The 26,755-nt window shown below is 68.3% G+C and carries 32 protein-coding genes and 2 pseudogenes; 15 read left to right on the top strand and 19 right to left on the bottom strand.

What is annotated here, in order from left to right:
- Positions 1-5: 5 nt before the first annotated feature.
- The 5 genes from ccsB to K1X59_RS04845 form a co-directional block, all read right to left on the bottom strand.
- On the bottom strand, positions 6-986 hold the full coding sequence (gene ccsB / locus K1X59_RS04865; protein WP_183152013.1) for a c-type cytochrome biogenesis protein CcsB: 981 nt from the start codon (positions 984-986) through the stop codon (positions 6-8).
- Positions 987-990: 4 nt separating this feature from the next.
- Entirely contained in the window at positions 991-2,775 is a 1,785-nt protein-coding gene (locus K1X59_RS04860) for a cytochrome c biogenesis protein ResB (RefSeq protein ID WP_244632398.1), read from the bottom strand.
- Between the two features lie 43 nt (positions 2,776-2,818).
- Positions 2,819-3,604: a cytochrome c biogenesis CcdA family protein gene (locus K1X59_RS04855; RefSeq protein WP_220173982.1), complete on the bottom strand. Its 786-nt coding sequence runs from the start codon at positions 3,602-3,604 to the stop codon at positions 2,819-2,821.
- Positions 3,605-3,620: 16 nt separating this feature from the next.
- On the bottom strand, positions 3,621-4,271 hold the full coding sequence (locus K1X59_RS04850) for a TlpA disulfide reductase family protein (RefSeq protein WP_183152011.1): 651 nt from the start codon (positions 4,269-4,271) through the stop codon (positions 3,621-3,623).
- 63 nt (positions 4,272-4,334) lie between these two features.
- Positions 4,335-4,739 (bottom strand): MerR family transcriptional regulator, encoded by a 405-nt coding sequence (locus K1X59_RS04845; RefSeq protein WP_183152010.1) that lies wholly within the window; start codon positions 4,737-4,739, stop codon positions 4,335-4,337.
- 55 nt (positions 4,740-4,794) lie between these two features.
- Between K1X59_RS04845 and K1X59_RS04840 the strand changes: the two genes are divergently transcribed.
- Complete coding sequence (locus tag K1X59_RS04840) at positions 4,795-5,700, top strand: NAD(P)/FAD-dependent oxidoreductase (protein ID WP_183152009.1); 906 nt, start codon at positions 4,795-4,797, stop codon at positions 5,698-5,700.
- 73 nt (positions 5,701-5,773) lie between these two features.
- Here the strand turns inward: K1X59_RS04840 and K1X59_RS04835 are convergent, their stop codons facing one another.
- Positions 5,774-6,403 carry a histidine phosphatase family protein gene (locus tag K1X59_RS04835; protein ID WP_183152008.1) on the bottom strand — a complete coding sequence of 210 codons (630 nt, stop codon included), beginning with the start codon at positions 6,401-6,403 and terminating at the stop codon, positions 5,774-5,776.
- Between the two features lies 1 nt (position 6,404).
- Positions 6,405-6,779: a DUF5684 domain-containing protein gene (locus K1X59_RS04830; RefSeq protein ID WP_183152007.1), complete on the bottom strand. Its 375-nt coding sequence runs from the start codon at positions 6,777-6,779 to the stop codon at positions 6,405-6,407.
- A gap of 115 nt (positions 6,780-6,894) precedes the next feature.
- Between K1X59_RS04830 and aspS the strand changes: the two genes are divergently transcribed.
- Entirely contained in the window at positions 6,895-8,676 is a 1,782-nt protein-coding gene (gene aspS, locus K1X59_RS04825; RefSeq protein ID WP_183152006.1) for an aspartate--tRNA ligase, read from the top strand.
- 95 nt (positions 8,677-8,771) lie between these two features.
- Here aspS and K1X59_RS04820 read toward each other — a convergent pair.
- Positions 8,772-9,556, bottom strand: a pseudogene (locus K1X59_RS04820) (sulfite exporter TauE/SafE family protein).
- A gap of 338 nt (positions 9,557-9,894) precedes the next feature.
- Here K1X59_RS04820 and K1X59_RS04815 point away from each other — a divergent pair.
- The 5 genes from K1X59_RS04815 (at position 9,895) to K1X59_RS04795 (ending at position 14,110) form a co-directional block, all read left to right on the top strand.
- A complete protein-coding gene (locus K1X59_RS04815) occupies positions 9,895-11,034 on the top strand; it encodes an ABC transporter substrate-binding protein (protein WP_183152005.1) in 1,140 nt (379 codons plus the stop codon).
- Positions 11,035-11,170: 136 nt separating this feature from the next.
- Complete coding sequence (locus K1X59_RS04810) at positions 11,171-11,968, top strand: ABC transporter permease subunit (protein WP_220173981.1); 798 nt, start codon at positions 11,171-11,173, stop codon at positions 11,966-11,968.
- On the top strand, positions 11,956-12,756 hold the full coding sequence (locus K1X59_RS04805) for an ABC transporter permease (RefSeq protein WP_396652571.1): 801 nt from the start codon (positions 11,956-11,958) through the stop codon (positions 12,754-12,756). The genes K1X59_RS04810 and K1X59_RS04805 overlap by 13 nt, the downstream gene beginning before the upstream one ends.
- Positions 12,753-13,844: an ABC transporter ATP-binding protein gene (locus K1X59_RS04800; RefSeq protein WP_183152002.1), complete on the top strand. Its 1,092-nt coding sequence runs from the start codon at positions 12,753-12,755 to the stop codon at positions 13,842-13,844. The genes K1X59_RS04805 and K1X59_RS04800 overlap by 4 nt, the downstream gene beginning before the upstream one ends.
- Positions 13,845-13,933: 89 nt before the next feature.
- Positions 13,934-14,110 (top strand): YegP family protein, encoded by a 177-nt coding sequence (locus K1X59_RS04795; protein ID WP_183152001.1) that lies wholly within the window; start codon positions 13,934-13,936, stop codon positions 14,108-14,110.
- 86 nt (positions 14,111-14,196) lie between these two features.
- On the opposite strand, the gene K1X59_RS04790 is transcribed toward K1X59_RS04795, so the two are convergent.
- From K1X59_RS04790 to K1X59_RS04745, 10 genes are all read right to left on the bottom strand, one after another.
- Positions 14,197-14,952 carry an amino acid ABC transporter ATP-binding protein gene (locus K1X59_RS04790; RefSeq protein ID WP_183152000.1) on the bottom strand — a complete coding sequence of 252 codons (756 nt, stop codon included), beginning with the start codon at positions 14,950-14,952 and terminating at the stop codon, positions 14,197-14,199.
- Positions 14,949-15,746: an amino acid ABC transporter permease gene (locus K1X59_RS04785; protein WP_183151999.1), complete on the bottom strand. Its 798-nt coding sequence runs from the start codon at positions 15,744-15,746 to the stop codon at positions 14,949-14,951. Before K1X59_RS04785 ends, K1X59_RS04790 begins: the two co-directional genes overlap by 4 nt.
- 34 nt (positions 15,747-15,780) lie before the next feature.
- Positions 15,781-16,599 (bottom strand): basic amino acid ABC transporter substrate-binding protein, encoded by an 819-nt coding sequence (locus K1X59_RS04780; protein ID WP_183151998.1) that lies wholly within the window; start codon positions 16,597-16,599, stop codon positions 15,781-15,783.
- Positions 16,600-16,774: 175 nt separating this feature from the next.
- Positions 16,775-17,077 carry a Dabb family protein gene (locus K1X59_RS04775; RefSeq protein WP_183151997.1) on the bottom strand — a complete coding sequence of 101 codons (303 nt, stop codon included), beginning with the start codon at positions 17,075-17,077 and terminating at the stop codon, positions 16,775-16,777.
- Positions 17,074-17,370 (bottom strand): glutaredoxin family protein, encoded by a 297-nt coding sequence (locus K1X59_RS04770; RefSeq protein WP_183151996.1) that lies wholly within the window; start codon positions 17,368-17,370, stop codon positions 17,074-17,076. The genes K1X59_RS04775 and K1X59_RS04770 overlap by 4 nt, the downstream gene beginning before the upstream one ends.
- On the bottom strand, positions 17,367-17,669 hold the full coding sequence (locus K1X59_RS04765; RefSeq protein ID WP_183151995.1) for a rhodanese-like domain-containing protein: 303 nt from the start codon (positions 17,667-17,669) through the stop codon (positions 17,367-17,369). Before K1X59_RS04765 ends, K1X59_RS04770 begins: the two co-directional genes overlap by 4 nt.
- 78 nt (positions 17,670-17,747) lie before the next feature.
- On the bottom strand, positions 17,748-17,846 hold the full coding sequence (locus K1X59_RS04760; protein ID WP_003792170.1) for a 30S ribosomal protein bS22: 99 nt from the start codon (positions 17,844-17,846) through the stop codon (positions 17,748-17,750).
- A gap of 113 nt (positions 17,847-17,959) precedes the next feature.
- Complete coding sequence (locus tag K1X59_RS04755; protein WP_183151994.1) at positions 17,960-18,445, bottom strand: hypothetical protein; 486 nt, start codon at positions 18,443-18,445, stop codon at positions 17,960-17,962.
- A 16-nt stretch (positions 18,446-18,461) separates the two neighbouring features.
- Positions 18,462-18,653: a helix-turn-helix domain-containing protein gene (locus K1X59_RS04750; protein WP_017204627.1), complete on the bottom strand. Its 192-nt coding sequence runs from the start codon at positions 18,651-18,653 to the stop codon at positions 18,462-18,464.
- Positions 18,654-18,769: 116 nt separating this feature from the next.
- Positions 18,770-19,702 (bottom strand): TetR/AcrR family transcriptional regulator, encoded by a 933-nt coding sequence (locus tag K1X59_RS04745; protein WP_183151993.1) that lies wholly within the window; start codon positions 19,700-19,702, stop codon positions 18,770-18,772.
- 102 nt (positions 19,703-19,804) lie between these two features.
- On the opposite strand from K1X59_RS04745, the gene K1X59_RS04740 reads away from it, so the two are divergent.
- From K1X59_RS04740 to K1X59_RS20830, 3 genes are read left to right on the top strand one after another with little or no spacing between them, the layout of a single operon-like run.
- Complete coding sequence (locus K1X59_RS04740) at positions 19,805-20,698, top strand: ATP-binding cassette domain-containing protein (protein ID WP_220173980.1); 894 nt, start codon at positions 19,805-19,807, stop codon at positions 20,696-20,698.
- On the top strand, positions 20,695-21,180 hold the full coding sequence (locus tag K1X59_RS20835) for an ABC transporter permease (RefSeq protein ID WP_258567083.1): 486 nt from the start codon (positions 20,695-20,697) through the stop codon (positions 21,178-21,180). Before K1X59_RS04740 ends, K1X59_RS20835 begins: the two co-directional genes overlap by 4 nt.
- The gene (locus K1X59_RS20830; RefSeq protein WP_258567255.1) at positions 21,177-21,521 is read left to right on the top strand and encodes an ABC transporter permease; all 345 of its coding nucleotides are present in this window, start codon (positions 21,177-21,179) and stop codon (positions 21,519-21,521) included. The genes K1X59_RS20835 and K1X59_RS20830 overlap by 4 nt, the downstream gene beginning before the upstream one ends.
- A 183-nt stretch (positions 21,522-21,704) precedes the next feature.
- Here K1X59_RS20830 and K1X59_RS04730 read toward each other — a convergent pair whose 3' ends face one another.
- Positions 21,705-22,124 (bottom strand): helix-turn-helix transcriptional regulator, encoded by a 420-nt coding sequence (locus K1X59_RS04730; protein ID WP_183151991.1) that lies wholly within the window; start codon positions 22,122-22,124, stop codon positions 21,705-21,707.
- Positions 22,125-22,231: 107 nt separating this feature from the next.
- On the opposite strand from K1X59_RS04730, the gene K1X59_RS04725 reads away from it, so the two are divergent.
- The 5 genes and pseudogenes from K1X59_RS04725 (at position 22,232) to K1X59_RS20825 (ending at position 26,749) form a co-directional block, all read left to right on the top strand.
- Entirely contained in the window at positions 22,232-23,662 is a 1,431-nt protein-coding gene (locus K1X59_RS04725; protein WP_183151990.1) for a TrkH family potassium uptake protein, read from the top strand.
- A complete protein-coding gene (locus tag K1X59_RS04720; protein ID WP_021198064.1) occupies positions 23,655-24,326 on the top strand; it encodes a TrkA family potassium uptake protein in 672 nt (223 codons plus the stop codon). Before K1X59_RS04725 ends, K1X59_RS04720 begins: the two co-directional genes overlap by 8 nt.
- A gap of 74 nt (positions 24,327-24,400) precedes the next feature.
- A pseudogene (locus K1X59_RS04715) lies at positions 24,401-25,176 on the top strand (ABC transporter ATP-binding protein).
- Positions 25,158-26,540 (top strand): hypothetical protein, encoded by a 1,383-nt coding sequence (locus K1X59_RS04710; protein ID WP_244632395.1) that lies wholly within the window; start codon positions 25,158-25,160, stop codon positions 26,538-26,540. Before K1X59_RS04715 ends, K1X59_RS04710 begins: the two are co-directional and overlap by 19 nt.
- On the top strand, positions 26,537-26,749 hold the full coding sequence (locus K1X59_RS20825; RefSeq protein ID WP_244632394.1) for a hypothetical protein: 213 nt from the start codon (positions 26,537-26,539) through the stop codon (positions 26,747-26,749). Before K1X59_RS04710 ends, K1X59_RS20825 begins: the two co-directional genes overlap by 4 nt.
- Positions 26,750-26,755 lie beyond the last annotated feature (6 nt).

The following is a 26,755-nucleotide window of genomic DNA, read 5'->3' as shown; positions in this document are numbered from 1 at the left end:
CGGGCTCAGCTCAGGCCGGAGTAGGCGTGCAGGCCCTTGAAGAAGACGTTCACGATCGTGAAGTTGAAGATGACGGCCGAGAACCCGACGATCGCCAGCCAGGCGGAGGGGTTGCCGCGCCACCCGCGGGTCGCGCGCGCGTGGATGTAGCCGGCGTAGATGACCCAGATCACGAAGGTCCAGGTCTCCTTGACGTCGAAGCCCCAGAAGCGGCTCCAGGCGTAGTAGGCCCAGATCGAGCCGGCGATGAGCGTGAACGTCCACAGGATGAACCCGATGATCGTGAACATGTACGCCAGGCTCTCCAGGCGAACGGATCCGGGGAACGTACGGAGGAATCCGGGGCCGGTCTTGTCTGCGCCTTCGGCGACGAGGCGCTCACGACGCGACTGCATGAGCTGGATCACAGACAGGGCGAACGCGAGCGCGAAGAACGCCGTCGCGAGCGAGGCGACGAAGACGTGGATGATGAGCCACACGCTCTTCAGCGGGTCCATCAGGGGCGAGACCTCGACGTAGAAGTTCGTCGCGCCCAGACCCAGCAGGACCACGACCAGGCCGGTGATGAACGTGCCGAGGAAGCGGAGGTCCAGACGGGTCAGCACGATGAGATACACCGCGATGATGAGCAGCGTGCCGATCATCGCGAACTCGTAGAGGTTGGCCCAGGGCACGCGTCCTGCCGCGATGCCACGGGTCACGGTCGCCGCCAGGTGGAACAGGAAGCCGAGGACCGTGAGCGACGTGCCGATGCGGGCCATGACGAATCGCTGCGGCGGCGCGTCACCGGATGCACCGGGTGCGCCGGCGGCTGCGGTGGCCGCTCCGCCACCTGCCCCGACGAGCACCGGTTCGCGGACGGTCTGCGCATCGGCCGTGGCCTGCGAGCGCCGCGCGAGATCGAAGGCGTAGGCCACGAAGGCCGCCGCGTAGATCGCGATCGCCGTCCAGAGCAGGACCGGCGAGATCACGTTGAGCTCGAGCATGGTGTCAGTCTACTTTCCGGGTGTCGGGTGCCGGGGCTTCCGGCGCAGCGGACTCCTCCGCGGTGTCTTCGGCGCTCGGGCGCGGCGTCGTCCCACCGGCAGCGTCGAGCAGACGGGCGTGGCCCGCGACGAGGTCGTCGACGGCAGCGGCGAGGGTCGGGTCTTCGCCGCGAGCCAGTGCGGCGTACTCGAGCGCGATCTCGCCGTCGTGCGCCGTGGCCTTGACCCACACGCGACGGCGCGGCACGAAGAGCGCGATCATGAGTCCGCCGAGAGCCAGCAGCGCGAAGCCGAGCACCCAGACACCGGACTCGTCGCGGTGGATCTGCAGCGAGGCGAACCGCTTCACCGATTCCGAGGCGTCCGTCGCCCCCGCCGGCGACTCGTCGTCGAAGGTGACCGAGCCGAGGCCGTCCGGCAGCTGGGCCGTCTGGCCGGGGCTGAGCTTGATCGACTCGACGTCGGTGGTGCGTCCGGTGAGCTTGGTCATCCCGGTCGTGTCGAGCACGTAGACGGAGCGCGGCACACCCTCGTTGATCCCCAGGTCCCCGGTGTACACGTCGAACGTGAGCGTCGGGTTGGTGAGGTCGCCGTAGGCGGAGAAGAAGGCGCCGTCCTCGAGGACGCCCGTCGTCGGGTAGAAGAAACCGACGAGCCCGACCTGCTCGGCCAAGCCGTCCGGCACCTTGAGCACCCCGAGCGAGGTCATGTTGGTGTCCTGCGGGAGGAACGGGGTGCTGCCTGTGAAGACCACCGTGCCGTCGGGATCGCGCACCGTCACGGTCGGCGCGTAGCCGTTGCCCAGGAGGAAGACGTCGTCGTCGGCGACCGCGAGAGGTTCGTTGACCTTGACGGCGCCCGTGCGCTCCTCGCCGTTCTCCTGCACCGTGACGTTGGCCGAGAAGTCGCCGGCCTGACCGGAACCGGGCTCGCCGAACGGCTGATAGGTCACGTCGAAGGAGTCGAGACGCATCGAGTACGGCGCGAAGGCGTCGTCGCCCACGAAGCGCCCGCGGTTCATGGAGTCGTAGTCGAGAAGCGTGTTGGCGAAGGTCTCGCCCTCGACGAGCACGCGCTGGCCGGTGTACGAGAAGCCCCCGCCGACGCCGACCGTGACGAGCACGCCCACGAGCGCGAGGTGGAACAGCAGGTTGCCGGTCTCGCGCCAGTATCCGCGCTCGGCGGAGACGGAGAAGGTGCGGCCGCGATCGTAGCGCTCCACCCGGTAGCCGAGTGCCTTGAGCTGCTTCGTCGCCACATCGATCGACGCAGCGGCCTCCGCCTCGGCATCGCCGGTCGTGGAGCCGGAGTCGGCGGACGGGTCGCGCGTGACCGCACGATAGTCCTCGAGGCGCTGGAGTCGGGCCGGAGTGCGTGGCGGACGCGCGCGCAGGGCCTTCGCGTGGTGCTTGATGCGCGGGATCACGCAGCCCACGAGCGAGGCGAACAGCAGCAGGTAGATCGCCGAGAACCACGGTGACAGGTAGACGTCGAATAGCTTGAGGCCGTCGAGGATCGGGAAGAGGTCGGGGTTCTCGCGCTCCCACTGCGTGACGCCGTTCGGGTCGGCCATGCGCTGCGGGAAGATCGAGCCGGGGATCGCCGCGATCGCCAGCACGAGCAGCAGGACCAGCGCTGTGCGCATCGAGGTCAGCTGCCGCCACCCCCACCGCAGCCACCCGACGAAGCCGAGCCGCGGCTGGATGATCGAGTCGTCGCCGTCGACGTGGTCGGACGGGCGGAGCGGATCGCTGGAGTCGCTGTGCACGGCACCCTTGTTCTTCGTCATGGTCGTCTCCGTGCGGGCGTTCTTCTCGGTGCGGTCGGTGCGGTCAGAGCGGGAGGATGACACTGCCGATCACCGCCGTCAGCCGCGACATGATGTCGGTCCACAGGCCGGTGACCATCAGGACACCGAGCAGGATCAGCATCACGCCGCCCACGATGTTCACCACGCGGATGTGGCGACGGAGGAACCCGATCGCCTTGGTCGCCCAGCCGAACCCGAGGGCGACGAGCAGGAACGGGATGCCGAGCCCGAGGGAGTACGCCAGACCGAGGAAGCCGGCGCGCACGGGGTCACCGGCGTTGAAGGAGAGGGCCAGGATCGCGGCGAGCGTGGGGCCCATGCAGGGCGCCCAGCCGATGCCGAGTGCGACGCCGAGGAGCGGGGCCCCGATGATGCCGGCCTTGGAGTCCACGTGGAAGCGGAACTCCTTCTGCGCGAAGCCGAAGAGCCCGAGGAACACGAGCCCCATCGCGATGATCACGACGCCGAGGATGCGCGTGATCAGGTCGCCCCACTGCAGCAGGAACACACCCACGGTGCCGCCGAGCACGGTGTAGAGGATGAACACGATCGTGAAGCCGAGGATGAACAGCAGCACGCCAAGGACGAGCCGTCCCCGGGTCGTTGTCACGGCGGGCTGCGCGGCGGTCGATGCATCCCCGTCGGCGACGGTGGTCCGCCGCGGCGCGACAGCGCCCCCCAGGAAGCCGAGGTAGCCGGGCACGAGCGGGAGGACGCACGGAGACAGGAACGACACGAGGCCTGCCAGCATCGCGACCGGGATCGCGATCCAGAGGGCGCCCGAGCCGATGATCGCTTCGGGGTTCACGGCGCTCCGAGGGTGCTCACGAGTCCTCCGCGAGCGTGTCCTTGACGAGCGTGGAGAGGATCGACGGTCCGTCGATCGGACCGATGATCTTCGCGGCGACGCGGCCCTGCTTGTCGAGCACGAGCGTGGTGGGCGTGGCGGCGATCGGCACGACCTTGGCGAACGCCAGCTTGGCCTCGGCGGTGTCGACGTCGATCAGGCTCGGGTACGTGATGTCGTACTCGTCGGCGAAGGCGATGGCGGTGTCCGCCTGATCGCGCGTGTTGATGCCGACGAACGAGACGTCGTCGGCGGCGAACTTCTGCCACACGGCTTCGAGGTCGGCGGCTTCGAGCCGGCACGGCGCGCATCCGGCGTACCAGAAGTTGACGACCGTGACCTGCCCGGCGATGTCGGCACTGTCGAACTTCTCGCCGGTCTCGGTGACCCCGCCGAACTCCACGGGCTCACCGCGCTCGGCGACGGGGATCTCGACGATCGCGCCGTCGGCCGCGACGTACCCGGTGTTCTCCCCGCTCAGGAACGATTGGCTGACCGGATCGGGAGCGCAGGCGCTCAGACCGATCGCGAGCACCGCAGCGAGCGCGGCACCGACCGCACGGCGCGAAGGCCGGGTGCGGGAGGAGCGGCCGCTGCGGATCGAGGAAACCGTCGAATCGCGTGGCACGACTCCGAGTTTACGCAGAGAATCCTATGCACGAGGTGGATGCGGAGCGGTCCGAGACGGGCCTCAGAACCGCGCCAGAACGTCGTCGACGCCGGCCCGGAACCGCGGACAGGTGGCGATGTCGTGGGCGCGGCATCCCATGGCGTGCTCGGTCATCTCCCGCGAGCGTCGCATCTCCTCCATCCGCCGGTCGATGTCGTCCAGGTGCTGCTGGAGCACCTGGTGTCGCCCGGCGCTCCCGTCGTCGAGCAGCACGGCGATCTGGTCGAGGCTCATCCCTGCGGCTTTGCTGCGTCGGATCACCGCGATACGCACGACGTCGTCCTCGCCGTAACGTCGTCGCCCCGCATCGTCGCGCGACGGCCGCAGCAGGCCGACCGACTCCCAGTGCCGCAACACGTTGGTCGGCAGTTCGAACCGGGCGGCGACATCGCCGACGGACCAGGGATGCTCGGCGCTTGACTTCATGTTGACATGAAGTCACAGACTGTCGGAGAACGCAACCTCCTCCGAAAGGACTGACATGTACGACGCCATCGTGATCGGCGCAGGACCGGCAGGTCTGCAGGCCGCTCTGACCCTCGGACGGATGCACCGATCTACGCTGCTGTTGGATTCGGGTGAGTACCGCAACGGCACCGTTCTGCACATGCACAACATGGTCGGCGAGGATGGGACGCCCCCGGCGGAGTTCCGCGCCACGGCCAGGGCCGAGCTCGCCGCCTACGACGACGTGGATATCCGCGACCTCTCCGCCACGACCATCTCCGCCGACGAGACCTCGTTCGAGGTGCAGCTCTCCGACGGGTCGCGGGTGGCGGGGCACCACATCGTGCTGGCCACGGGCGTCGCCGATGACCTTCCGCCGGTGCCGGGGCTGCAGGAGCTGTGGGGCACACACGCCTTCAGCTGTCCGTTCTGCGACGGACACGAGCATGCGGGCACCCCGATCGGCATCCTCGGGGCGGCGCCGAGGGCCGCGCACCTGATCGGCCTGCTCGGTCGCATCGTGGGCGACATCACGGTCCTCCCGGTCGGGGAGCCGTTCACCGACGAGGACACGGCGATGCTCGAGGGCCTCGGCGTGCGCGTCGGCGCCGCCCCCGTCGCATCCGTCGAGAAGAGCGACGGCGGCGTGCGGATCGGCACCGCGGATGGCGAGCTCACCGTCGGCGGGATCTTCGTGGCGTCGGGGACGATGCGCCAGCGCGCGCCCTTCGCCGCAGGACTCGGACTCCGGATGCTCGAGTCGGGGTGCATCGAGATCGACGAGTTCGGGCGCACGTCGCACCCCGGCGTCTTCGCCGCGGGCGATCTCGCGCACCGCGCGACCCTCCCCGGCCCGATGGCATCGGTGCTGCTGGCGGCCGCCGCCGGTCAGCTGGCCGCTATCGGCATCATCCAGTCGCTTCTGGCGGCCGAGCACTGACTCCGTCTCGAATCGCGCGGATGGCGCCATCCTTCACCGGGATCGAGCCCCTTGCGCGATTCGAGAACGGGATTCAGACCGCGCCGACGTCGACCGCACCGCCTGTGGCCGCTGGTTCGGCATAGGCGACCTCGCGCCACACGTCGCCGACGCGTTCGAACGAGGTGACGCTCGAGAGGGCGCAGCGCCGGGTGCGCGGGTCGTGCCGCAGGGGCAGCCCCGCAACCCTCAGGTGCGTGATCCAGATGGGCGCCTGGTGCGAGACCATCACCACATCGCCGTCCGCGGCGGCGTCCCAGGCCTCGTCCATGACCCCCAGCATCCGCTCCGCGATGGAGGAGTACGGTTCGCCCCAGCTCGGCAGCGACGGCTGGCGCAGGTGCCACCAGTTGAACGGGTTCATCAGCGAACGACGCATCTGCGTGCCCTCGAACACATTGGTCGGCTCGATCAGGCGGATGTCGATCTCCGGCACGAGGTCGAATCGTTCGGCGAAGGGCGCGGCGGATTCCTGCGCACGCTCCAGCGGAGACGCGTACAGGGCGGAGACCGCACGATCCGACGCGGCGACGTGATCGGCAGCAGCCTCCGCCATCCCCCGACCCGCGGCGCTCAGGTGGTAGTCGGGAAGACGGCCGTAGAGCACGCGGGCCGGGTTGTGCACCTCGCCGTGTCGGACCAGATGCAGGCGCGAAGCCGCCATCTCACGCCTCGCGGTAGCGGGAGTCGCCGAAGCCGAGGATCAGGTAGCCGATGTAGGGGAAGACGAACAGCAGGAAGAACGAGAACAGACCCCCCTTGCCGAACCGCTCACCGAGCTTGACGGCCACGATGATGCCGAAGATGAAGCCGACGATCGGGATCAGGTACAGCAGCGCGAGCCAGCCCGACATCCCGGCGATCTTGACGAGGAAGATCACATTCACGATGGGGATGATCGCGAGGATGCCGGGGTAGCCGGCCTTCGTGAAGACCTTCCAGAGGCCGATGACGACGAGGACGTAGAAGACGAGGGCGATCAGCCCCGTCGTCCCCGAGAAGATCGCGCCGAAGAGGTCGGAGATGCCGTTGGAGTCCATGATGCGCCTTTCTGTCCTGGCGATCATACTGAGCGCCCGGTACGGGCCGAGCGGGCGACGCGGTCCCCCGTAGAATGGGCGGGTTCCCCATTTCCCAGATCAGAAGGAATACTCCGTGCTTCGCACCCACTCGGCAGGCTCGCTGCGAGCAGAGCACATCGGTCAGACCGTCACCCTCGCGGGGTGGGTCGATCGCCGTCGTGACCACGGAGGAGTCGCCTTCATCGATCTGCGAGACGCCTCCGGCATCGCCCAGGTCGTCATCCGCGACGAGGAGATCGCCCATCCGCTGCGCAACGAATTCGTGCTGCGGGTGACCGGCGAGGTGTCGCGTCGACCGGAGGGCAACGCGAACCCGAACCTGCCCACCGGCGAGATCGAGCTCATCGCGACCGACGTCGAGGTGCTGAACGAGTCGGCCCCGCTCCCCTTCCAGGTCTCGACCGCTGTCGCCGAGACCGAGACGGTCGGCGAAGAGGCACGCCTCAAGTACCGCTACCTCGACCTGCGCCGCCCGGCACCGGCCTCCGCCCTTCGTCTGCGCTCGAACGTCTACAAGGCGATCCGTGACGTGCTGCACGCCGACGACTTCACCGAGGTCGAGACGCCGACCCTCACGCGCTCGACGCCCGAGGGCGCGCGCGACTTCCTGGTGCCCGCACGCCTGAGCCCGGGTAGCTGGTACGCCCTGCCGCAGTCGCCGCAGCTGTTCAAGCAGCTGCTCATGGTCGGCGGCGTGGAGAAGTACTTCCAGATCGCCCGCTGCTACCGCGACGAGGACTTCCGCGCCGACCGGCAGCCGGAGTTCACGCAGCTCGACATCGAGATGAGCTTCGTCGACCAGGAAGACGTCATCGCGCTGATGGAGTCGCTCATCGTCGCGATGTGGGCGACGATCGGGGTCGAGGTCCCGACGCCTCTGCCGCGTCTGACGTACGCCGACGCCATGGCCAAGTATGGTTCCGACAAGCCCGACCTGCGCTTCGGCCTCGAGCTCGTCGACGCGACCGAGTACTTCGCCGACACCCCGTTCCGGGTCTTCCAGGCCGAGTATGTCGGAGCAGTGCGTATGCCCGGTGGCGCCTCGCAGCCGCGTAAGCAGCTCGACGCGTGGCAGGACTGGGCGAAGCAGCGCGGTGCGCGCGGCCTCGCGTACGTCCTGTTCAACGAAGACGGATCCCTGGGCGGTCCTGCTGCCAAGAACCTGTCCGAGGCGGAGCAGGCCGGGCTCGCCGCGCTCGTGGGCGCCGAGCCGGGCGACTGCGTCTTCTTCGCCGCCGGCGACACCAAGCAGAGCCGTGCGCTGCTCGGTGCCGCACGCGTCGAGATCGGTCGCCGTCTCGGCTACCTGAATCCCGACGAATTCGCCTTCACCTGGGTCGTCGACGCGCCGATGTTCGAGCCTGCCGCCGACGCGGTGGCCTCCGGCGACGTGGCCGTGGGCGCAGGCGCCTGGACGGCCGTGCACCACGCGTTCACGGGCCCCAAGCCCGAGTTCCAGGACACGTTCGACACCGACCCCGGGTCCGCCCTCGCGTACGCGTACGACATCGTGTGCAACGGCTCCGAGCTCGGCGGCGGATCGATCCGCATCCACCGCGAAGACGTGCAGAAGCGCGTGTTCGAGGTCATGGGCATCAGCGACGAGCAGGCCGACGAGCAGTTCGGCTTCCTGCTCGACGCGTTCAAGTTCGGTGCTCCGCCCCACGGCGGGATCGCGCTCGGCATGGACCGCGTGCTGCAGCATCTGACCAAGACCGAGTCGATCCGCGAGGTCATCGCGTTCCCGAAGTCGGGCAACGGCTACGACCCGCTGACCGCGGCTCCGGCCCCCATCACGGCCGCACAGCGCGCCGAAGCGGGCGTGGACGCCGAGCCCGAGGACGAGTCCGCCTGAGGTCCGTCCCGCGCGGGATCAGGCACTCACGCCGGATCAGGCGGTTCTGCACAGAACCTGCCTGATCCGGCGTCTCTGCCTGACCTGGCGTCGTGTCAAGAGCCGAGAAGCGCGAGAGCCGGCACGATGTTCTCGTTCCACACGTCGACGCCCAGCTTCGCGATCAGGGCGACCACGACCACCAGGAACACCACCCGGATGAACGTGGTCCCGCGCGAGATGGCCATGCGCGACCCCAGGTAGCTGCCCGCCACGTTCGCGACCGCGAGGATGCCGCCGAGCAGCCACAGCACGGCACCGTGCGGGATGAACAGCATCAGCGCTCCGGCGTTCGTCGCGAGGTTCACGATCTTGGCCTTCGCGCTCGCCTGCAAGAAGTCGTAGCCGAGCAGGGCGACGAGCGTGATCACCAGGAAGGTGCCCGTGCCCGGACCGATCATCCCGTCGTAGAAGCCGATGCCGAGTCCCGCCGCGCCCGCCATGATGTGGTGCTTGTGCCCGGAGTACCGCAGCTTCGTCGCCGCTCCCATCTGCGGCTTGAACGCGGTGAACAGGGCGACGACGAGCAGCGCGATCACGATGATGGGCTTGAACGCGGCGGGCGGCAGCACGGTCGCGACAGCTGCGCCCCGAACGAGCCGATGAAGGCGATCGCCGCCATCGGCAGCGCTGTGCGGATGTCGGGTTTGGCGCGTCGGTAATAGGTGACGCTGCTGGTCGCGGTGCCGAACACGGAGGCGAGCTTGTTCGTGGCGAGCGCCTGCACGGGCGAGATGCCGGGGATCAGCAGGAGAGCCGGCAGCTGCAGCAGGCCTCCGCCTCCGACGACCGCGTCGATCCAGCCGGCACAGAACGCGGCGATGACGACGAGCAGCAGCATCCCCCAGGTGAGCTGCTCCAGTCCGAGCACGGCGCCGATATCCACCTGGCCATGATTCCAGAGTGCCGCCGTCGACCTCGCATCCGCCCCGCGCGCTGGCAGCCTGGAGCCATGCTCGACGCCCTCCCTCTGCCGCATCCGCAGCGCCTCGGCTACGTCGGGTCGCACCGCGGCTTCACGTACACGGTTCCCTCGCGCTGAGCGCCCGCCCGCACCCGAGCGTCCACCGTCGCGTCACCGTCCGTTCACCCGAGCCGCGACGGTCGGCAACCTCGGCCTCATAGTGTCCTCTCGCAACCCGACACCGGCTCACAGCGCCGGACACCGAGAGGACACTCATGGCTCGCATCACCCGCCGCGCGCGCATCGGCGCCGGCATCGCCCTGGCCGCGACGGCCGCACTCGTTCTGACCTCCTGCGCCACCGCTGCAGACACCCCCGCCTCCGGCGACTCCGATGTGGATGCCTCCACCGCGACCTCGGTGGAAGACTTCGGCACCTTCGCCGACCTCGAAGCCGCGGCCAAGGCGGAGGGATCCCTCAACGTCATCGCCCTCCCGCGCGACTGGGCGAACTACGGCGAGATCCTCGACCTTTTCACCGAGAAGTACCCGGAGATCACGATCAACGAGGCCTCGCCCGATGTCTCCAGCGCCGAGGAGATCCAGGCCGCGGAGACCAACAAGGGCCTCGACACGGCTCCTGACGTGTTCGACCTGGGTCTGACGGTCGCTCTGCAGAACACCGACACGTTCGCGCCGTACCAGGTGCAGACGTGGGACGAGATCCCCGATGAGCTCAAGGAGCCGACCGGGCTCTTCGTCGGCGACTACGGCGGATACATGTCGATCGGCTACGACTCGTCGAAGTTCGACGCCCCCGCCGAGCTCGCCGATCTGCTGTCGGCCGACTACAAGGGCTCTGTGGCCATCAACGGCGACCCGACGCAGGCCGGTGCTGCTTTCGCCGCCGTGGGTCTGGCCACCGTGCAGTCGGACGGCACGCTCGACGACTTCCAGCCGGGCATCGACTTCTTCTCGGAGCTGCAGAAGGCGGGCAACCTGCTCAAGGTCGACGTCACCACGGCGACCATCGCGAGCGGCGAGACGCCGGTGGTGTTCGACTGGGACTACCTGAACGCGTCCCACACCGCCGACAACGAGGACTGGAAGGTCGTCGTGTTCGACGGCACCGGCTACGCCGGGTACTACAACCAGGCCATCAACATCGACGCCCCGCACCCGGCCGCCGCGCGCCTGTGGCAGGAGTTCCTCTACAGCGACGACGTGCAGAACCTCTGGCTGAAGGGCGGCGCACGCCCCGTGCGCATGGAGGCCATGACCGAGGCCGGCACGATCGACGCCGACCTCGCCGCCGCGCTCCCGGAGGCCCCGGAGGAGACCGTGGTTCCGACGGAGGAGCAGTCGACGAACGCCGGCACGCTTCTCGGCGAGAAGTGGGCCGCGGCGGTCCAGTGACCACCCTCACCGCTGCGGGGGTGGATGCCGCGTCATCCACCCCGTCACCCCCGCCGGGTCCTCGCACGACGCGAGGGCCCGGCGGTCCGCGCCGTCGTTCGCCTGGCTCGGGCTCGTCCCGTTCGCCGCCTACGTCGTGCTGTTCCTCGCGGTGCCGACAGTGCTCGCGATCGGCTCCGGGTTCTTCGACGACGACGGCACCTTCACGTGGAGCAACATCGCCGCCCTCGGCGACCCCGTCGTGCTGAACACCTTCGCGAACTCCGCATGGCTCTCTGCGCTGACGGCCGTGGTGGGTGCTCTCGTCGGAGCGCTGGTCTGCTATGCCCTGCTCGGGGCGAATCCCGACGGCGCGATCCGTTCTTCGATCGATGCCGCGGCAGGTGTGCTCGCCCAGTTCGGCGGCGTCATGCTGGCGTTCGCCTTCATCGCCACGATCGGGATCCAGGGGGTGATCACGCTCTTCCTCAAGGACACGTTCGGAGTGGACATCTTCCCGAACGGCACCTGGCTCTATGAGCTGCCGGGGCTGATCCTGCCGTACATCTACTTCCAGGTGCCCCTGATGATCATCACCTTCATGCCCGCTCTCGCCGCGCTCAAGCCGCAGTGGGCCGAGGCCAACCTCACCCTCGGCGGCACCGGAGCCAGCTTCTGGGTGCGGATCGGCATCCCTGTGCTCGCGCCTTCGTTCCTCGCCAGCCTGCTGCTGCTGTTCGCGAACGCGTTCTCGTCGTACGCGACGGCTGCCGCGCTCGCGAGTCAGGGGTCGCAGATCGTGCCGCTGCAGATTCGCACGGCCCTCACGAGCGAGACCCTTCTCGGTCGTGAGAATCTCGCCGGTGCGCTCGCGCTCGGCATGATCATCGTCGTCGGCGTCGTGATGGCTCTGTACTCGCTCATCCAGCGCCGGGCGGCACGGTGGCAGTCGTGACCGGCATCGGCCCCTCGCGGGCGACGCGCCGGATCATCGGTCTCGCCGTCGGGGCGTTCTTCGCGATCCCCTTGATCTCGACTTTCCTCTTCACGCTTCGAGGCAAGGACGGTCCCTCCTTCGAGCGATGGGCCGCCGTCTTCGACCCCGCCGCCTCCGCCGCGATCAAGCCGATCTGGACGGGCCTCGGCAACTCCCTGATCCTCGCGCTCGTCACGGTCGCGATCGTGCTGCTTGTGCTCGCGCCGACGATGATCCTCGTCAACCTGCGTTTTCCGAAGCTCAAGCCCGCATTCGAGTTCGCGGTGCTGCTGCCGATCTCGATTCCCGCGATCGTGCTCGTCGTCGGACTCGCGCCCATCTACCTGCAGATCGGTCGCACGCTCGGTACCGGTACCTGGACCCTCGCCTTCGCGTACGGCATCACGGTGCTGCCGTTCGCGTTCCGTTCGATCCAGGCATCGATCGACGCGGCCGACCTGCGCACCCTCTCCGAAGCCGCCCGCTCGCTCGGCGCGAGCTGGCCGACGGTCGTGCTCCAAGTGCTCGCGCCGAACCTGCGTCAGGGTCTTCTCGCCGCATCCCTGATATCGATCGCGGTCGTGCTCGGCGAGTTCACGATCGCCTCGCTCCTGAACCGCCAGGTGTTCCAGACCGCCATGGTCGTCGTGCAGAAACAGGATCCGTACGCCCCGGCGATCTTCACCTTGCTCGCCCTGGCCTTCGTCTTCCTCCTGCTCCTCCTCATCGGCCGCGTCGCTCGCGGCCCCCGAAAGGCCCGCTCATGACCGTCGACAACGCGCTGCCGCGCACCAAGGACAACCTGCTGCTCGCCCGCGCCGGCGAAGGCACGCGGGTCGAGCTCCACGGCATCGTGAAGAGCTATTCCGGAACGCGGGTGCTGCACGGGGTGGATCTCGACATCGCCCCCGGCGAGTTCGTCTCCCTTCTCGGCCCGTCGGGCTGCGGCAAGACGACACTGCTGCGGGTGCTCGCCGGCCTCGAAGGTGCGGATGAGGGCAGCGTGCTGCTCGGCGGCGGCGATGTCTCCCGAGTACCGACCAACAAGCGCGACATCGGCATGGTCTTCCAGTCGTACTCCCTCTTCCCCCATCTGCGGGTCGTCGACAACACGGCCTTCGGCCTGCGGCGGCGGGGGCTGGCGAAGGCGGAGGCCGCTCGACGCTCGCTCGACGCTCTCGCCCTGGTCGGCCTCTCCGACTTCGCCGATCGCTTCCCGCATCAGCTGTCGGGCGGGCAGCAGCAGCGCGTCGCCCTGGCCCGTGCCCTGGTCACCGAACCCAAGGTGCTGCTGCTGGACGAGCCGCTGTCGGCGCTCGACGCGAAGGTGCGCGTGCAGCTGCGCGACGAGATCCGCCGTCTTCAGCTGCGCCTCGGCATCACCACCGTGTTCGTCACACACGATCAGGAGGAGGCCCTGGCCGTCTCCGACCGGATCGCCGTCATGAATGCCGGGCGCATCGAGCAGATCGGTTCCCCCGAAGAGCTGTACACGACCCCGTCGACCGCTGGGGTGGCGGCGTTCGTCGGGCTCTCCAGTGTCGTGTCGGGAGTCGCCGAGGGAGATCATGTGCGGGTGTGGGGCCAGCGGCTCCCCCTCCAGGCCCCGGCTGACGGCCCGGTCGACGTGTACCTCCGGCCTGAGAACGTCTACTTCGCATCCGAGGCGGATGCGGCGACCGACGCCCTCGTCGAAGAGAGCACCTTCCTCGGCAGCATGCGACGCACACTGGTGCGCACCGAGTCGGGCGAACTCGTACGCGTCCAGCATGCTCCCGGGATTCACCCGTCGTTCGGCGACCGCGTGCGCATCGCCGTTTCGCCGGAACCGGTGGCCGTGCACCCGCGCGCCTGACCGGCCGCTCTTCCCCCGGGCAGGCGCTGAGCGCTAGCGTGAGGCCCGAGGGGCGGGGTCCCCTTGATCCGAGAGAGAAAGGACGCCTCATGGCAGGCACGTTCGAGCTGTACACCGACAAGTCCGGCGAGTACCGGTTCCGTCTCAAGGCCGGCAACGGCGAGGTCATCGCGATCAGCGAAGGCTACTCGTCGAAGTCCGCCGCACTGAACGGGATCGACTCCGTCCGACGGAACGCCGCAGATGCCGAGGTCGTCGAAGCCTGACCTCCGACCCGAACTTCACGCCGAGACCCCGTGCCGCTGATGATGGCGACACGGGGTCTCGGTCTGTGGCGAGGCGCCGTAAGAGCTCAGAGCACGCGCGAGAGGAAGTCCTTCGTGCGCGGATGCTGCGGGTTCGCGAGCACCTCGCGCGGGTCGCCTTCCTCCACGATGTTCCCGCCGTCCATGAAGACCAGGCGCGAACCGACCTCCCGCGCGAAGCCCATCTCGTGTGTGACGACGAGCATCGTCATGCCCTCGTCGGCGAGTGCGCGCATGACCTGCAGCACTTCGCCGACCAGCTCGGGGTCGAGCGCCGAGGTCGGCTCGTCGAACAGCATCATGTCCGGGTTCATGCAGAGCGCACGGGCGATGGCGACGCGCTGCTGCTGTCCGCCCGAGAGGTGACCGGGGTAGGCATCGGCCTTCTCCGCCAGTCCGACCCGGGCGAGCATGGCGTGCGCGATCTGCTCGGCTTCTTTCTTGGAGCGCTTCTTCACGCGCTGCTGCGCGATCGTGAGGTTGCCCAGCACGTCGAGGTGCGGGAAAAGGTTGAAGCTCTGGAAGACCATGCCGATGCGCGTCCGCACGCGGTCGATGTCGACGTCGGGGTCGGTGATGTCGATGCCCTCGATCAGCACCGTGCCGCCTGTCGGCTCCTCGAGCAGGTTCACCGACCGCAACAGGGTCGACTTGCCGGAGCCCGACGGCCCGATCACGCAGACGACCTCGCCCTTGGTGACCGTGAGGTCGATGCCCTTGAGCACCTCGTTGTCGCCGAAGCTCTTGACGAGCCCGCGCACGTCGATCGCGGGGGCGTGCACATCGATCAGTTCGGTGATCATCGCTGCCTCGACATCCGGCGCTCCAGCCACGCGCTGAAGCGCGTGAGCGGGATCGTCACGATCAGGTACAGGATCGCCGCCATGATCAGCGGCGTTCCGTTCGCGTTCTGCGTGCTCGCGTCGCGCGCGAACGTGGTGAGCTCCTTCGACCAGATGAAGGAGCCTGCCACGAACAGCAGCGACGTGTCCTTGAGCAGCAGCACGAATTCGTTGGTCAGCGGCGGGATGATGATCCGGAACCCCTGCGGCACGACGATCCAGAACGTCGTCTTCATGGGCGACATGCCGAGCGAGCGTGCCGCCTCGGTCTGCCCCTTCGGAACGGCCTGGATCCCCGCGCGGATCGTCTCCGCCATGTACGCCGAAGCGACGAGCACCAGGCCGATGAGCCCGAGGACCACAGGGCCGCCGAGCTTCGTCCCCGGCACGCCCAGCGCGATCGGCAGGATGAATGCGATGCCGAAGATCGTGAGGATCGCCGGCAGTCCACGGAACAGCTCGATCCAGACCGTCGCGATCCAGCGGAACGGTGCGATGGTCGACAGCTTCATCAGCGCCAGCACCACACCGAGGACGAGCCCTCCGGTGAAGGCGACCGCCGTGAACCACAGCGTGTTGACCAGAGCGGTCGTGATGATGCCCGGGAACATCTTCGCTGCGACTTCGGGGTTGAAGAACAGCGGCCCGATCTTCGCCCAGTCGGTGCTGACGATCGCCCAGACGGCGATGGCGATCAGCACCACGTAGACCGAGTATCGATAGAGCTTGCTCTTCGTCGTACGCCTCAACGCCATCGTCGAGGTCCTCCTGCTCTGCTGACGCCGCCGGTCACTTGGCCGCGAGGTACTCGTCGTAGATCTCCTGGTAGCCGCCGTCGTCCTGCAGTTCCTTCAGCGCCTTGTTGACCGCCTCGCGCAGCGCATCCTTCTCACCCTTCGCGAAGGCGAAGCCGTACGACTCGTCGGTCGGGTAGGTCTCGACGATCTTGTAGTTGGGGTCGTCCTGCTCGTGAACGTAGTTGACCGGCTGGTCCTGGAGGATCGCGTCGATCTGACCGGCCTGCATAGCCGGCCACAGCTCGCCGTCCGACGGGTACTGCACGAGCTGAGCGCCCGGCGCGTTCTCACCGGCGTAGGACTCGCCTGTGGTGCCCTGCTGCACGCCGACGTTCTTGCCGTCCAGGTCATCGATGGACTTGATGTCCGAGTCGGCGCGCACGAGGAGCGACTGCAGCGAGTCGACGTAAGGGTCCGAGAAGTCGATGTTGGCCTTGCGCTCCTCGGTGATGGTCATCGCGGAGGCGCCGATGTCGCAGGTGCCGGCGGCGAGCGTCGTACCGGACTGCAGAGCGTCGAAGCCGACATCCTGCACGGAGAGCTTCAGGTCGATCTTCTCGGCGATCGCGCTGAGCAGATCGATGTCGAAACCGGAATAGCCGGTCTCGGTGCTCGTGTCCTCGACCTCGAAGGGCGGGTAGGGAACGTCCGAGCAGACCGTGAGAGTGCCCGGCTCGACGAGGCCGTAGTCGTCGCCGGCGGCAGGAGCGTCGCTGCTTCCCGCATCGGTGGATCCGGTGGCGCAGCCGGCGAGCGCGAGGGTGGCGGTCGCCACGAGAGCGAGACCGGCGATGAGGTTACGACGAGGCATGTCGGCTCCTGTGAGTCGAGGGCGAATGTGACGCCCGATGACGGGTAGGAGAACATCTAAACATGCGGCCCGTCGCGTGACCAATGACATCCGTGACGGACGTGTCACGTTTGTGTTGCAACTATGCACCTGCGACACGCGCGGAATCGAGTCCCGCGAGGCGTGCGACGCGGTCTCAGACCTCGAAGTCGACCGCGACGCGGGAGGCGACCACCGAGCGGATGTAACCGGCGACCTCCTCGTGGGCGGGGTGGACCTGATACTCCTCGATCGCCTCGACGGACGCGAAGTCCGCCACGAGGGTCACGTCCCAGTTCGTCTCGGGATAAGCCGCATTCGCGCCGGCCGAGATCGCGAGGAGCTGCGGAACGACCCCGTCGAGGGCGTTGAGCCGGCGCACCACCTCGGCCGCCTGCTCGGCACGCTCCACGGAGTCCTCGGCGGCGAGCTTCCAGGTCACGACATGCCGGATCGTCACAGCGACTCCTTCAGTTCGGTCTTCGCGTCGCCGCGGAGTGCCCCTTCGAGCGCCTCACGCAGCCGGTCGGGCGTCACACGCCAGTGGGCGTGCATCTCGCCGTCGATCAGGACGACCGGGATCTTCTCCCACCACAGCTCGTACAGAGCGGGGTCGTCGTGGATCGAGGCTTCGACGATCTCGATCTGCTCCGCCGCAGCATCGGGGAGCTCCGCGACGACCGCGTCGATCACATCGGAGGCCACCTCGCACAGGTGGCAGTCGGGCTTGCCGATGAGCGTCAGCGTGGTCACGCCGACGGCACCTCGACGGCGCGGCCCTGCGAGATCCACTCGCCGGTGCCGCCCTCGACGTTGGTCGCGTCGAAACCGCGCGACTCCAGCGCCTCGACGACTCTGGCCGACCGCCCGCCTGCCTGGCAGATGACGTCGAACGCCTCCGCCGGCAGCTCCTCGAGGCGGTTGCCGATCTCGGACATCGGGATGTTGACGGCGCCGGGCACGTGGCCGGCGGCGAACTCGTCCACCTCCCGGACATCGATGAGCGGGACACCGGAACGCTCAGCGAGCTCGGTGACGGTGATCGACTTCATGACATCCCTCTCGACGTTCGGAGACGCGGGCAGAGACACAAAGCGCCCGTCCGAAGACAGGCGCTCGTGTCCGGCCGCTTACTTCTTGTTGCGGCGCTGGTGGCGAGTCTTGCGAAGCAGCTTGCGGTGCTTCTTCTTCGCCATGCGCTTGCGGCGCTTCTTGATGACAGAACCCACGGAAACCTCACTAAGTCAGTGGCTGGGTGTCGCCGATAGCGGACACCCGGGTACGGGCACGGAAAAATGCCTCGGATCAGTCTAGCAAACCCGACGGCCTGCCCTGTGCGGGGTCACTCCCCGACGTCATCCGTCACCAGGAACCGCCACACGAGGGCATGCCCCAGAGCGACGAGACCGATGAGGAGCAGTGCTTCGACCTGGATGCCGGTGAGTCCCAGCGGCGCGACGATCTGGGGCGCGACCCCGATCACGGCGACGGCCGCGTACACGACCACCGTGCCCACCTGGATCCAACGCACCGCCGGCGAGGCGCCGTCTCGCCCGGCCTGCGCGACCAGTCGGACCATGGAGATGCCGCCGACCACTGCGACGACCACGAACGAGAGCCGCCACAGCACGGGGCTCTCTGTTCCGCCGACCTGGGCGAACAGGCCCATCAGCGCCGGCAGCAGGAACGACAGGTAGATGCCGCCGATCGTCCGGCGCATCGCGGGGTTCGCGGTCCAGTCCCGACGCGCACGGACGACGTTCCACCACAGTCCGGTGAGCGTGAAGCACGTGGTGGAGAAGAGTGCGTAGAACGTGCTGACGTCCACGATCTCCTCCGCGCGGTCAACCGACGTCGGCGATGGGCCGCTGCAGGGCGTCGGCCACGGCCGACTCCGGTACGCGGTAGCTCCGTCCGAAGCGGACGGCGGGCAGCTCCCCGGCGTGGACGAGCCGATAAACGGTCATCTTCGACACGCGCATGAGCTCGGCGACCTCGGCCACCGTGAGGAATCTGACGTCTGGAACCTCGGGCATCCCACGTACCCCTTTCTCGATGTGCACACTCTATGGGGTAGCTGGGACGCGTGTAAACCCGTGTGACCCCTGTGATCAGTGGGATCGTGCGTGCGCTCGAGGGGCATGCCCGACGGTCAGGCCGGTTTCTTCGCCTTCGCGACGCGGTCGCGCGCCTCGCGGAACGCCTGCCGCTCGAGCTTGCGGGCTGCACGCAGCGCCTTCTCCGCCTCGCGCACGGCTTTCTGCGCCTCCTTGAGCCTACGGTCGCCGGCGAGCTCGGCGGCGTCGAGTCCGACCCAGTCGGCGGCTGCGGCATGAGCGTCTCCGCGATCGAGCCCGGCGATGTATGCGGTCACGCCGTCCAGCGTCCGTTCGACCGCGAATCGGAAGGGGTCGGCCTCCGAGAGGAAGACACCGTCGTCGATCCCTCGGCGCAGCGCGGGGAACTCCTCCGCTGTGATGACACGATCGAACAGAGCCGCCTCCCGGACCGCGACCTCCTCTGGCGTGAGGCCCGACGACCGGGACTGCTCCGTGTACCCGGCCTGCACGATCCCGCACCAGCGCGCGTGGCCCGTGACCGCCAGCGCCACTGCCATCCGCTCCTCCGCGTTCAGAGGGGTGTCCTCGAGGGCCGCGAGCCCCGCATCCAGCCAGGCGGAACTGTGCGGCGTGATCGGCGAGCCGGTGATCGGGAGCGACAACATCCACGGATGCCGGAGGTAGAGGAGTATCTGCGCTTCGTAGAGCGCGAGCAGCCGCCCGCGCCAGCCGTCGATCTCGAGGTGGCTCTCGGGCGGGAGCCCCGTCGCCTCCTCCTGCATCAGCAGCAGCAGATCATCCTTCGCGGTGACGTAGCGATAGAGCGACATGGGGGTGAAGCCGAGCTTGGCGGCGACCGCAGCCATGGAGACGGCTCCGATCCCCTCGGCATCCGCCAGCTCGACGGCCGCGTCGACGATCTTCTCGACGCTCATCTCACGCTTGGGCCCGCGCTGGGGATTCGCCGCGACGCCCCAGGCGAGCGCGATCCCGCGTGGCAGCTCGGGCAGCTCGGTCTCGGTCATGGCCTCATCCTACTTCTGTTTATTTAATAAACAGTGTGTTACCGTCATACGCAGTTGTGTTGCTCATACACAGTTTCCTACATACACAGAAGGGATGATCCGATGGACACAGCCATCGAGGTACGGGGTCTGCACAAGGCCTTCTCCGGGAAGACGGTCGTCGAGGGTCTGGACTTCGAGGTCGGCCGCGGCGAGGTGTTCGCCCTGCTCGGCCCGAACGGTGCAGGCAAGACCACCACGATCAACATCCTCACCACGCTGACCGCCGCAGACGCCGGCACAGCGACCGTCGCGGGCTGGGATGTGCGCACCCACGCCCTCGAGGTCCAACGGCGCATCAGCCTCACCGGTCAGGCCGCCGCCGTCGACGACGCACTCACCGCCACCGAGAACGTGATCATGTTCGCTCGGCTCGCCGGCCTCCGAGGCGCAGCCGCACGACGCCGGGCTGCTGACCTGATCGCCCAGTTCGGCCTCGCCGATGCCGCTTCCCGAACGGTGCGCACCTTCTCGGGAGGGATGCGTCGGCGCCTCGATCTGGCGCTCAGCTTCGTGGTCACCCCCGAGGTGCTGTTCCTCGACGAACCGACGACCGGCCTCGACACCCGCAGCCGCCGCGACCTGTGGAGCATCATCCGAATGCTCGCATCCGCCGGGACGACCGTGTTCCTCACGACGCAGTATCTGGAAGAGGCCGATCAGCTGTCCGACCGGATCGCCGTGCTTCACGACGGCAACATCGCCGCGATCGGAACGCCGGCCGCATTGAAGTCGCGCATCGGAGGCGACACCGTCGAACTGCACGACGGCCAGGGCGAGCTGCGCCGCGAGATCCCCACCGACGGCACGGTCGCCGACCTGCGGCGAGCGCTCGACCTGCTCGACCGCGAAGGGGAGGACGGCATCGTGACGCTGCGTCGCCCCACCCTCGACGACGTGTTCCTCGCCGTCACCTCCCCCTCGTCCGACGCCCGCACCGTGAAGGAGCTCGCATGAACATCGCCCTGGCCGCACCGCGATCGACGACATCCGCACCGCCGCCCGCCCCTCCCCGCCCGCGCCTGCGCGGCATCACCGCAGAGACGGTCTTCGTCGGCCGGAGCCTGCGCCATTCACTCCGCGACGGCGAATCTCTGCTCATGGCGATCCTGCTCCCCGTGGTGCTGATGCTCATGTTCACGTGGGTGTTCGGCGGCGCGATCGACCCGTCCGGCGCCTACGTCGACTACGTCGTGCCGGGCATCATCCTCATCTGTGCGGGGTTCGGGGCCTCGTCCACCGCGGTGTACGTCGCGAACGACATGCGCACCGGCATCATCGACAGGTTCCGCACGATGCCGCTGCGCGCGAGCGCCGTCCTCACGGGACACGTCGTCGCGAGCGTGCTGCGCAACCTCATCGCGACCGCGATCGTGATCGGCGTCGGGGTGCTCGTCGGTTTCCGACCGGCCGCGACGCTCGGGGGTGGCTCGCCCTGACCGGACTGATCGCGCTGTACATCCTCGCCATCACCTACCTGTTCGCGGCGATCGGTCTCGCCGCCGGAAGCCCGGAAGCCGCCACCGGGTACGGCTTCATCCTGCTGTTCCTGCCCTACCTGTCGAGCGCATTCGTCCCGGTGGCGAGCATGCCCTCATGGTTGCAGCCCGTCGCCGCGAATCAGCCGATCACGCCCATCGTCGAGACCATCCGCGGACTGCTGACGGATACGCCGGTGCAGGACGAAGCCTGGTGGGCGATCGGATGGTGCGTGGTCATCCTCGTGGTCGCCGTGGCGTGGGGCTCGTGGCTCTTCCGCCGCAAGGCCGGACGACGCTGACACCGGCCGCGTGATGCGGTCCCAGCGGAGGCATAGGCGTTGTGCGCCGTTCGCTCAGACGGGACTGCCATGGTCGGCACAGGACTTGTGCCGGCACCGCCGAGTCCGCGCGAATCTGGGGATTCGCGGATCGCCCCTGACGACACGCCCCCTGTCGTCAGGGGCGAGTCACGTCCGCAACCCTCAGGCGCCGAGGCGCTTGAGTGCGTTGGTGACGACGTGCTTCGCCGATGCCGCGGCACGCCCGACGACCTCCGCTGCGTGTGCCGCACCATCGGGCAGCGGGACACCACCGGGGTAGTCGATGTCCGGCGCTCCGTCTCCGAAGGCGTCGACCAGGAAGGGGACGAGCCAGTCGTCGACGACCTCGAGCGGCTCGACGGCCAGACTGTAGAAACGACGCTGCCCGTCTTCCCGCACGGACACGAGCTCCGCGTCGCGCAGCACCTTCAGATGCTTGGACACCGTCGGCTGACTGATCCCCAGATCGGCGACGATCTGGCTGACGCTCGTGCCGGTCTCCCCTTCGGTGGTGCGTCGCAGCAGGAGCTGGAGGATGTCTCGCCTCGTACCGTCTGCGATCACGTCGAAGATGTCCGTCATGAGTTCAGGGTAGTCGCCCCCGCCACGGAGTACCATGACGAAGGCTCGGCGACTGGCGCCGTGCGTCCGAGGTCCGTGACCGAGGAAGAATCTCGAAGGGGGCAGCGATGTCGGGCATCGTTTCGGCGTCGTCCCCAGGACACCGCCTGCGCGATGCCTCCGGCCGTGTCAAGCACCTCATCACGTCGTCGCCCTCCCGCTTCGCCATCGCGGTGTTCGCCCTTCTGATCCTGGTGTTCACGGTGCTCTTCTCGCTGCCGATCGCCTCGGCCGATCGCACCGTCACGCCGTTGAGCGATGCCCTCTTCACCGCCGTCTCCACGATCTGCGTCACCGGGCTCGCGACCGTCGACATGGCCAACCACTGGTCGCCGTTCGGTCACGTGGTGGTGTTCGTCGGCGTCAACATCGGCGCGCTAGGCGTCCTCACCCTCGCCTCCCTGATGGGCATGCTCATCTCGAAGCGACTCGGCCTGCGCGCGAAGCTCATGGCAGCGGGCGACACCAATCCGCTGCGCGCGCACGGAGGCGTGGTCAACGAGAGTCAGACCGTCCGCCTCGGTGAGGTCGGCCAGCTGCTGACCACGGTCGCCGTCTCGGCCCTCATCATCGAGGCGTCGCTCGCTGCGCTCCTCTACCCGGCACTCGTGATGGCGAAGGTCGACCCCATCGCCGCGTTGTGGGAGGCACCGTACTTCGCCGCGATGGCATTCACCAACACCGGATTCGCTCCGAACGACGGCGGCGTCGCGGTGTTCGCCGACGACTACCTCGTGCTCTCCCTCCTCATGGTCGGAGTCTTCCTCGGCAGCATCGGGTTCCCCGTCATCTACACCCTCGCCAAGCACGTCTGGCATGTGAAGCGGTGGTCGCTGCACTCCAAGCTCACACTCGTGACGACGGTGCTGCTGTTCATCGTCGGAGCCGCGGTCTTCGTGATCCTCGAGTTCAACAACCCGAAGACGTTCGGATCGATGGATGCCGCCGACACGACGTTCCAGGCGTTCTTCCTGTCTGCCATGACCCGATCAGGCGGCTTCAACGTGATCGAGATGGACGATCTGAACGGCTCGTCCCTGCTCGCAGCGAGCATGCTGATGTTCGTCGGAGGCGGTTCCGCGTCCACCGCCGGCGGCATCAAGGTGACGACCCTCGCTGTGCTCGCGATCGCCGTCTGGTCTGAGGCGAAGGGACGGCAGTCCGTCGAGGCCTTCGGCCGCCGCATCCCGAGCGATGTGCAGCGGGTCGCCCTCAGCGTCGTCGCGTGGGGCGCCACCATCGTGGCTCTGTCGACCATCGTGATCTCGCAGATCACGAAGGCCGACATCAGCCACGTGCTGTTCGACGTGATCTCCGCGTTCGGAACGGTCGGGCTGTCGACCGGCCTCACGGCGGATCTTCCCGATTCGGCGTCCTACGTCATGGCCGCGACCATCTTCATGGGGCGCGTTGGTACAGTGACTCTCGCCGCGGCCGTCGCCGCGACATCGCGAACGCAGTATTACTCGCTGCCCGTGGAAAGGCCGATCGTTGGTTGAAGTCCTCCGGGGCGACGCTCCCGTCCTCGTCATCGGCCTCGGCCGGTTCGGCGCCGCCTGCGCCGGAGAGCTCGACCGCCTCGACCGCGAGGTGCTCGCGATCGACGACAACCTCGAGCTCGTGCAGAAGTGGTCCGACCGGGTCACGCACACCGTGCAGGCCGACGCCAAGAACATCGATGCCCTGCGCCAGATCGGCGCCCAGGACTTCCAGGTGGCCGTCGTGGCCGTCGGCTCGTCGATCGAGGCATCCGTGCTGATCACCGCGAACCTCGTCGACCTCAAGGTGCCGCAGATCTGGGCCAAGGCCGTCTCGCAGTCGCATGGCAAGATCCTGGCGCGCGTGGGCGCCAACCACGTCATCTACCCCGAGCGGGAAGCCGGCGAGCGCGTCGCGCACCTCGTCTCCGGGCGGATGCTCGACTTCATCCGCTTCGACGACGACTTCGTGCTCGCCAAGATGTATCCGCCGAAGTTCATCCGCGGGGTCGGCCTGAACGAGTCGGGCGTGCGCTCGAAGTACAAGGTCACGGTGGTCGGGGTGAAGAGTCCCGGCAAGCCCTTCCGGTACGCCGAGGCGAACACGATCGTCACCAACCACGACCTCATCATCGTCTCCGGCACGAACAGCGACATCGAGCGGTTCGCCGGCCTCGACCGCTGACGCCCCTCTCCCGATCTCTCGACTCCCCCGGGCGGCGGATGCGTCGCCGTCGGTCGCCGTGATGGGATGGGCGCATGACCGACCACGCTGTGGCTCCTCCTGTCCTCGCTCTCCGCGGGCTGCGCAAGCAGTTCGGGCCCAAGGTGGCCGTCGACGACCTCTCACTCGACGTACCTGCCGGGTCCATGCTCGGCCTGCTGGGGCCGAACGGCGCGGGGAAGACCACGACCCTCGCGATGACCACGGGCCTGCTGCGCCCGGACTCCGGGACGGCATGGGTGCTCGGTGCGGACGTGTGGCAGGACCCCGCAGCGGCCAAGGCACGCATGGGGTGCTCCCCGATGGGATCCGCATGCTCGACAGGCTCACCGGCGCCGAGCTGCTGCGATACACCGGGCTGCTGCGGGGCATGGCCGAGGCCGAAGTGGTCTCCCGCAGCGGGGATCTCCTCGACGCCCTCGGACTCACCGACGCGCGCGACACACTCGTCGTCGACTACTCCGCGGGCATGCGCAAGAAGATCGGGCTGGCGTGCGCCCTGATCCATGCACCGCGCCTGCTCATCCTCGATGAGCCGCTCGAAGCGGTCGACCCGGTGTCGGGAGAGACGATCCGTCAGATCCTGCGCTCCTTCATCGACAGCGGAGGCACCGTCGTGCTCTCCAGTCACGTGATGGAGCTGGTCGAGTCGATGTGCGACCGGGTCGCGATCGTGGCCGAGGGCCGCCTGCTCGCCCATGGCCCGCTCGACGACGTGCGCGCAGGCCTCTCGCTGCAACAGCGTTTCCTCACCCTCGTGGGCGCGCATGACCTCGGGACGGAGACGCTCGCGTGGTTGCGCTCCTCGTAAGCCTGCGCTGGCGTCAGCTGCGCCACCAGCTGTCGCGGAATCCCTGGATGATCGTCACCCTCGCCATCACCGGGATGATCGCCCTGGGATTCCTCGGCGGACTCACGGCAGCGCTCGTCGCGCTGCGGTTCGCCGCGCCGGACGCGGCGGTCACCGCCATCGTCCTCGCCGGCGCCGTGATCGTCCTCGGCTGGTGGGTCGGTTCGATCCTGGTCAGCGCCGACGACTCGCTGGCTCCGGAGCGCTTCGCCCTGCTTCCGGTGACCGCCCGCACGCTGCTCCCGGGCTTCGTCATCGCCGGAGCGACGACCGTCGGCGGTATCGGCACGACCGTGGCGCTGGTGCTCATGCTCCTCGGCTGGTCGGTGAGCCTTGCCGCGCTGCTCACCGCCCTCCTGCTGATACCCGTCGCCGTCGCGACCTGCGTGCTGGGTGCCCGTGTCGTGAGCGGAGTCCTCGCCGGCTGGTTGGCACGCCGCAGCACCCGCGACCTCGTGCTGACCCTCGGCGTCGTGCTGCTGGCCTCCTCCGGTCTCCTGCTCAATCTCGGCATCGGCGCGCTGAGCACGGTGAGGGATGTCGGCGGAACGTTCGTGATGATCGCCGACATCGTCGGATGGACCCCGATCGGTGCGGTCTTCGGCGTGTCCGCCTCCGCCGCCGGAGGCGACGTCATCGGCGCTGCACTCCGGCTCCTCATCGCCCTCGCGACGGTCGCCGCCCTGTGGTTCGCGGCGCGGGCGCTGCTCGCCGCTCGTCTCGTCGCTCCGATCCAGAGCAGCGGCGGTGGCCGTGTGCGCTCGGGCGGGCTGCTCGACCGGTTGCTCCCGGCCAACCCCACGGGCGCGATCGCCGCGCGGACGCTGCGCTACTTCCGCCGCGACCCGCGGCAGGTCGTGAACATCGTGATGCTGCTCCTGCTTCCCGCGATCTTCATCGGGCTCAGCCTCATGAACGGGCTGCAGGCGGAGTCGGTCGGCTTCGCTCCGGTCATCACTCTGATCCCCTCGATCAACGCGCTCCTCGCGGGGACGATCGTGCAGATGGCGATCGCCTATGACAACGACGCGATCGCCGCGCACATCCTCAACGGTGTGAGCGGCGCGGCCGATCGGGCGGGGCGCCTGCTCGGGTTCGGGATCATCGCGATCCCCGTGACCATCGCGCTGTGCATCGCCACCTGCCTGATCGCCGGTCGATGGGATCTGCTGCCCGGCAGCATCGGCTCCGCCCTCGGGCTCACCACGATCTCGGCGGGTGCCGGAGCCTGGGTGGGCAGCTTCCTGCCGGGCAGGGCCCCCGCGCCGGAAGCCAGCCCGTTCGGTCGCGGTTCGTCCGGAGGGTGCAGTCGCTGCTCGCGATGATCATCATCGGGCCGATCACGCTCGCGCTCGGCGCCCCGGCATTCGGCTTCGCGATCGCAGGGATCTGGAACCCGGTCTTCGGCTGGGTCAGTCTCGCGTGCGGTCTCGTGTTCGGCGCCCTCGCCGTGTGGGGTGGGACAGCCCTCGGCGGACGCACCCTGAACCGGCGCTGGCCCGAGGTGCTCGCCGAAGTGTCGAGCGAGAGCTGACCCGCC

This window comes from Microbacterium sp. Se5.02b (genome assembly GCF_019464375.1).
Taxonomy (GTDB): Bacteria; Actinomycetota; Actinomycetes; order Actinomycetales; family Microbacteriaceae; genus Microbacterium.
This window is presented reverse-complemented; position numbering and strand designations above follow the sequence as displayed.

Bases quoted from the DNA above. Each gene is read 5' to 3' on its own strand.
- K1X59_RS04800 (WP_183152002.1), top strand. From the start codon at position 12,753: ATGACCGTCGACAACGCGCTGCCGCGCACCAAGGACAACCTGCTGCTC.
- K1X59_RS20825 (WP_244632394.1), top strand. From the start codon at position 26,537: ATGATCATCATCGGGCCGATCACGCTCGCGCTCGGCGCCCCGGCATTC.
- K1X59_RS04795 (WP_183152001.1), top strand. From the start codon at position 13,934: ATGGCAGGCACGTTCGAGCTGTACACCGACAAGTCCGGCGAGTACCGG.
- K1X59_RS04730 (WP_183151991.1), bottom strand. From the start codon at position 22,124: ATGACGGACATCTTCGACGTGATCGCAGACGGTACGAGGCGAGACATC.
- K1X59_RS04740 (WP_220173980.1), top strand. From the start codon at position 19,805: ATGGACACAGCCATCGAGGTACGGGGTCTGCACAAGGCCTTCTCCGGG.
- K1X59_RS20835 (WP_258567083.1), top strand. From the start codon at position 20,695: ATGAACATCGCCCTGGCCGCACCGCGATCGACGACATCCGCACCGCCG.
- K1X59_RS04790 (WP_183152000.1), bottom strand. From the start codon at position 14,952: ATGATCACCGAACTGATCGATGTGCACGCCCCCGCGATCGACGTGCGC.
- K1X59_RS04860 (WP_244632398.1), bottom strand. From the start codon at position 2,775: ATGACGAAGAACAAGGGTGCCGTGCACAGCGACTCCAGCGATCCGCTC.
- K1X59_RS04780 (WP_183151998.1), bottom strand. From the start codon at position 16,599: ATGCCTCGTCGTAACCTCATCGCCGGTCTCGCTCTCGTGGCGACCGCC.
- ccsB (WP_183152013.1), bottom strand. From the start codon at position 986: ATGCTCGAGCTCAACGTGATCTCGCCGGTCCTGCTCTGGACGGCGATC.
- K1X59_RS04725 (WP_183151990.1), top strand. From the start codon at position 22,232: ATGTCGGGCATCGTTTCGGCGTCGTCCCCAGGACACCGCCTGCGCGAT.
- K1X59_RS04840 (WP_183152009.1), top strand. From the start codon at position 4,795: ATGTACGACGCCATCGTGATCGGCGCAGGACCGGCAGGTCTGCAGGCC.
- K1X59_RS04830 (WP_183152007.1), bottom strand. From the start codon at position 6,779: ATGGACTCCAACGGCATCTCCGACCTCTTCGGCGCGATCTTCTCGGGG.
- K1X59_RS04815 (WP_183152005.1), top strand. From the start codon at position 9,895: ATGGCTCGCATCACCCGCCGCGCGCGCATCGGCGCCGGCATCGCCCTG.
- K1X59_RS04835 (WP_183152008.1), bottom strand. From the start codon at position 6,403: ATGGCGGCTTCGCGCCTGCATCTGGTCCGACACGGCGAGGTGCACAAC.
- K1X59_RS04750 (WP_017204627.1), bottom strand. From the start codon at position 18,653: ATGCCCGAGGTTCCAGACGTCAGATTCCTCACGGTGGCCGAGGTCGCC.
- K1X59_RS04765 (WP_183151995.1), bottom strand. From the start codon at position 17,669: ATGAAGTCGATCACCGTCACCGAGCTCGCTGAGCGTTCCGGTGTCCCG.
- K1X59_RS04845 (WP_183152010.1), bottom strand. From the start codon at position 4,739: ATGAAGTCAAGCGCCGAGCATCCCTGGTCCGTCGGCGATGTCGCCGCC.
- K1X59_RS04785 (WP_183151999.1), bottom strand. From the start codon at position 15,746: ATGGCGTTGAGGCGTACGACGAAGAGCAAGCTCTATCGATACTCGGTC.
- K1X59_RS04745 (WP_183151993.1), bottom strand. From the start codon at position 19,702: ATGACCGAGACCGAGCTGCCCGAGCTGCCACGCGGGATCGCGCTCGCC.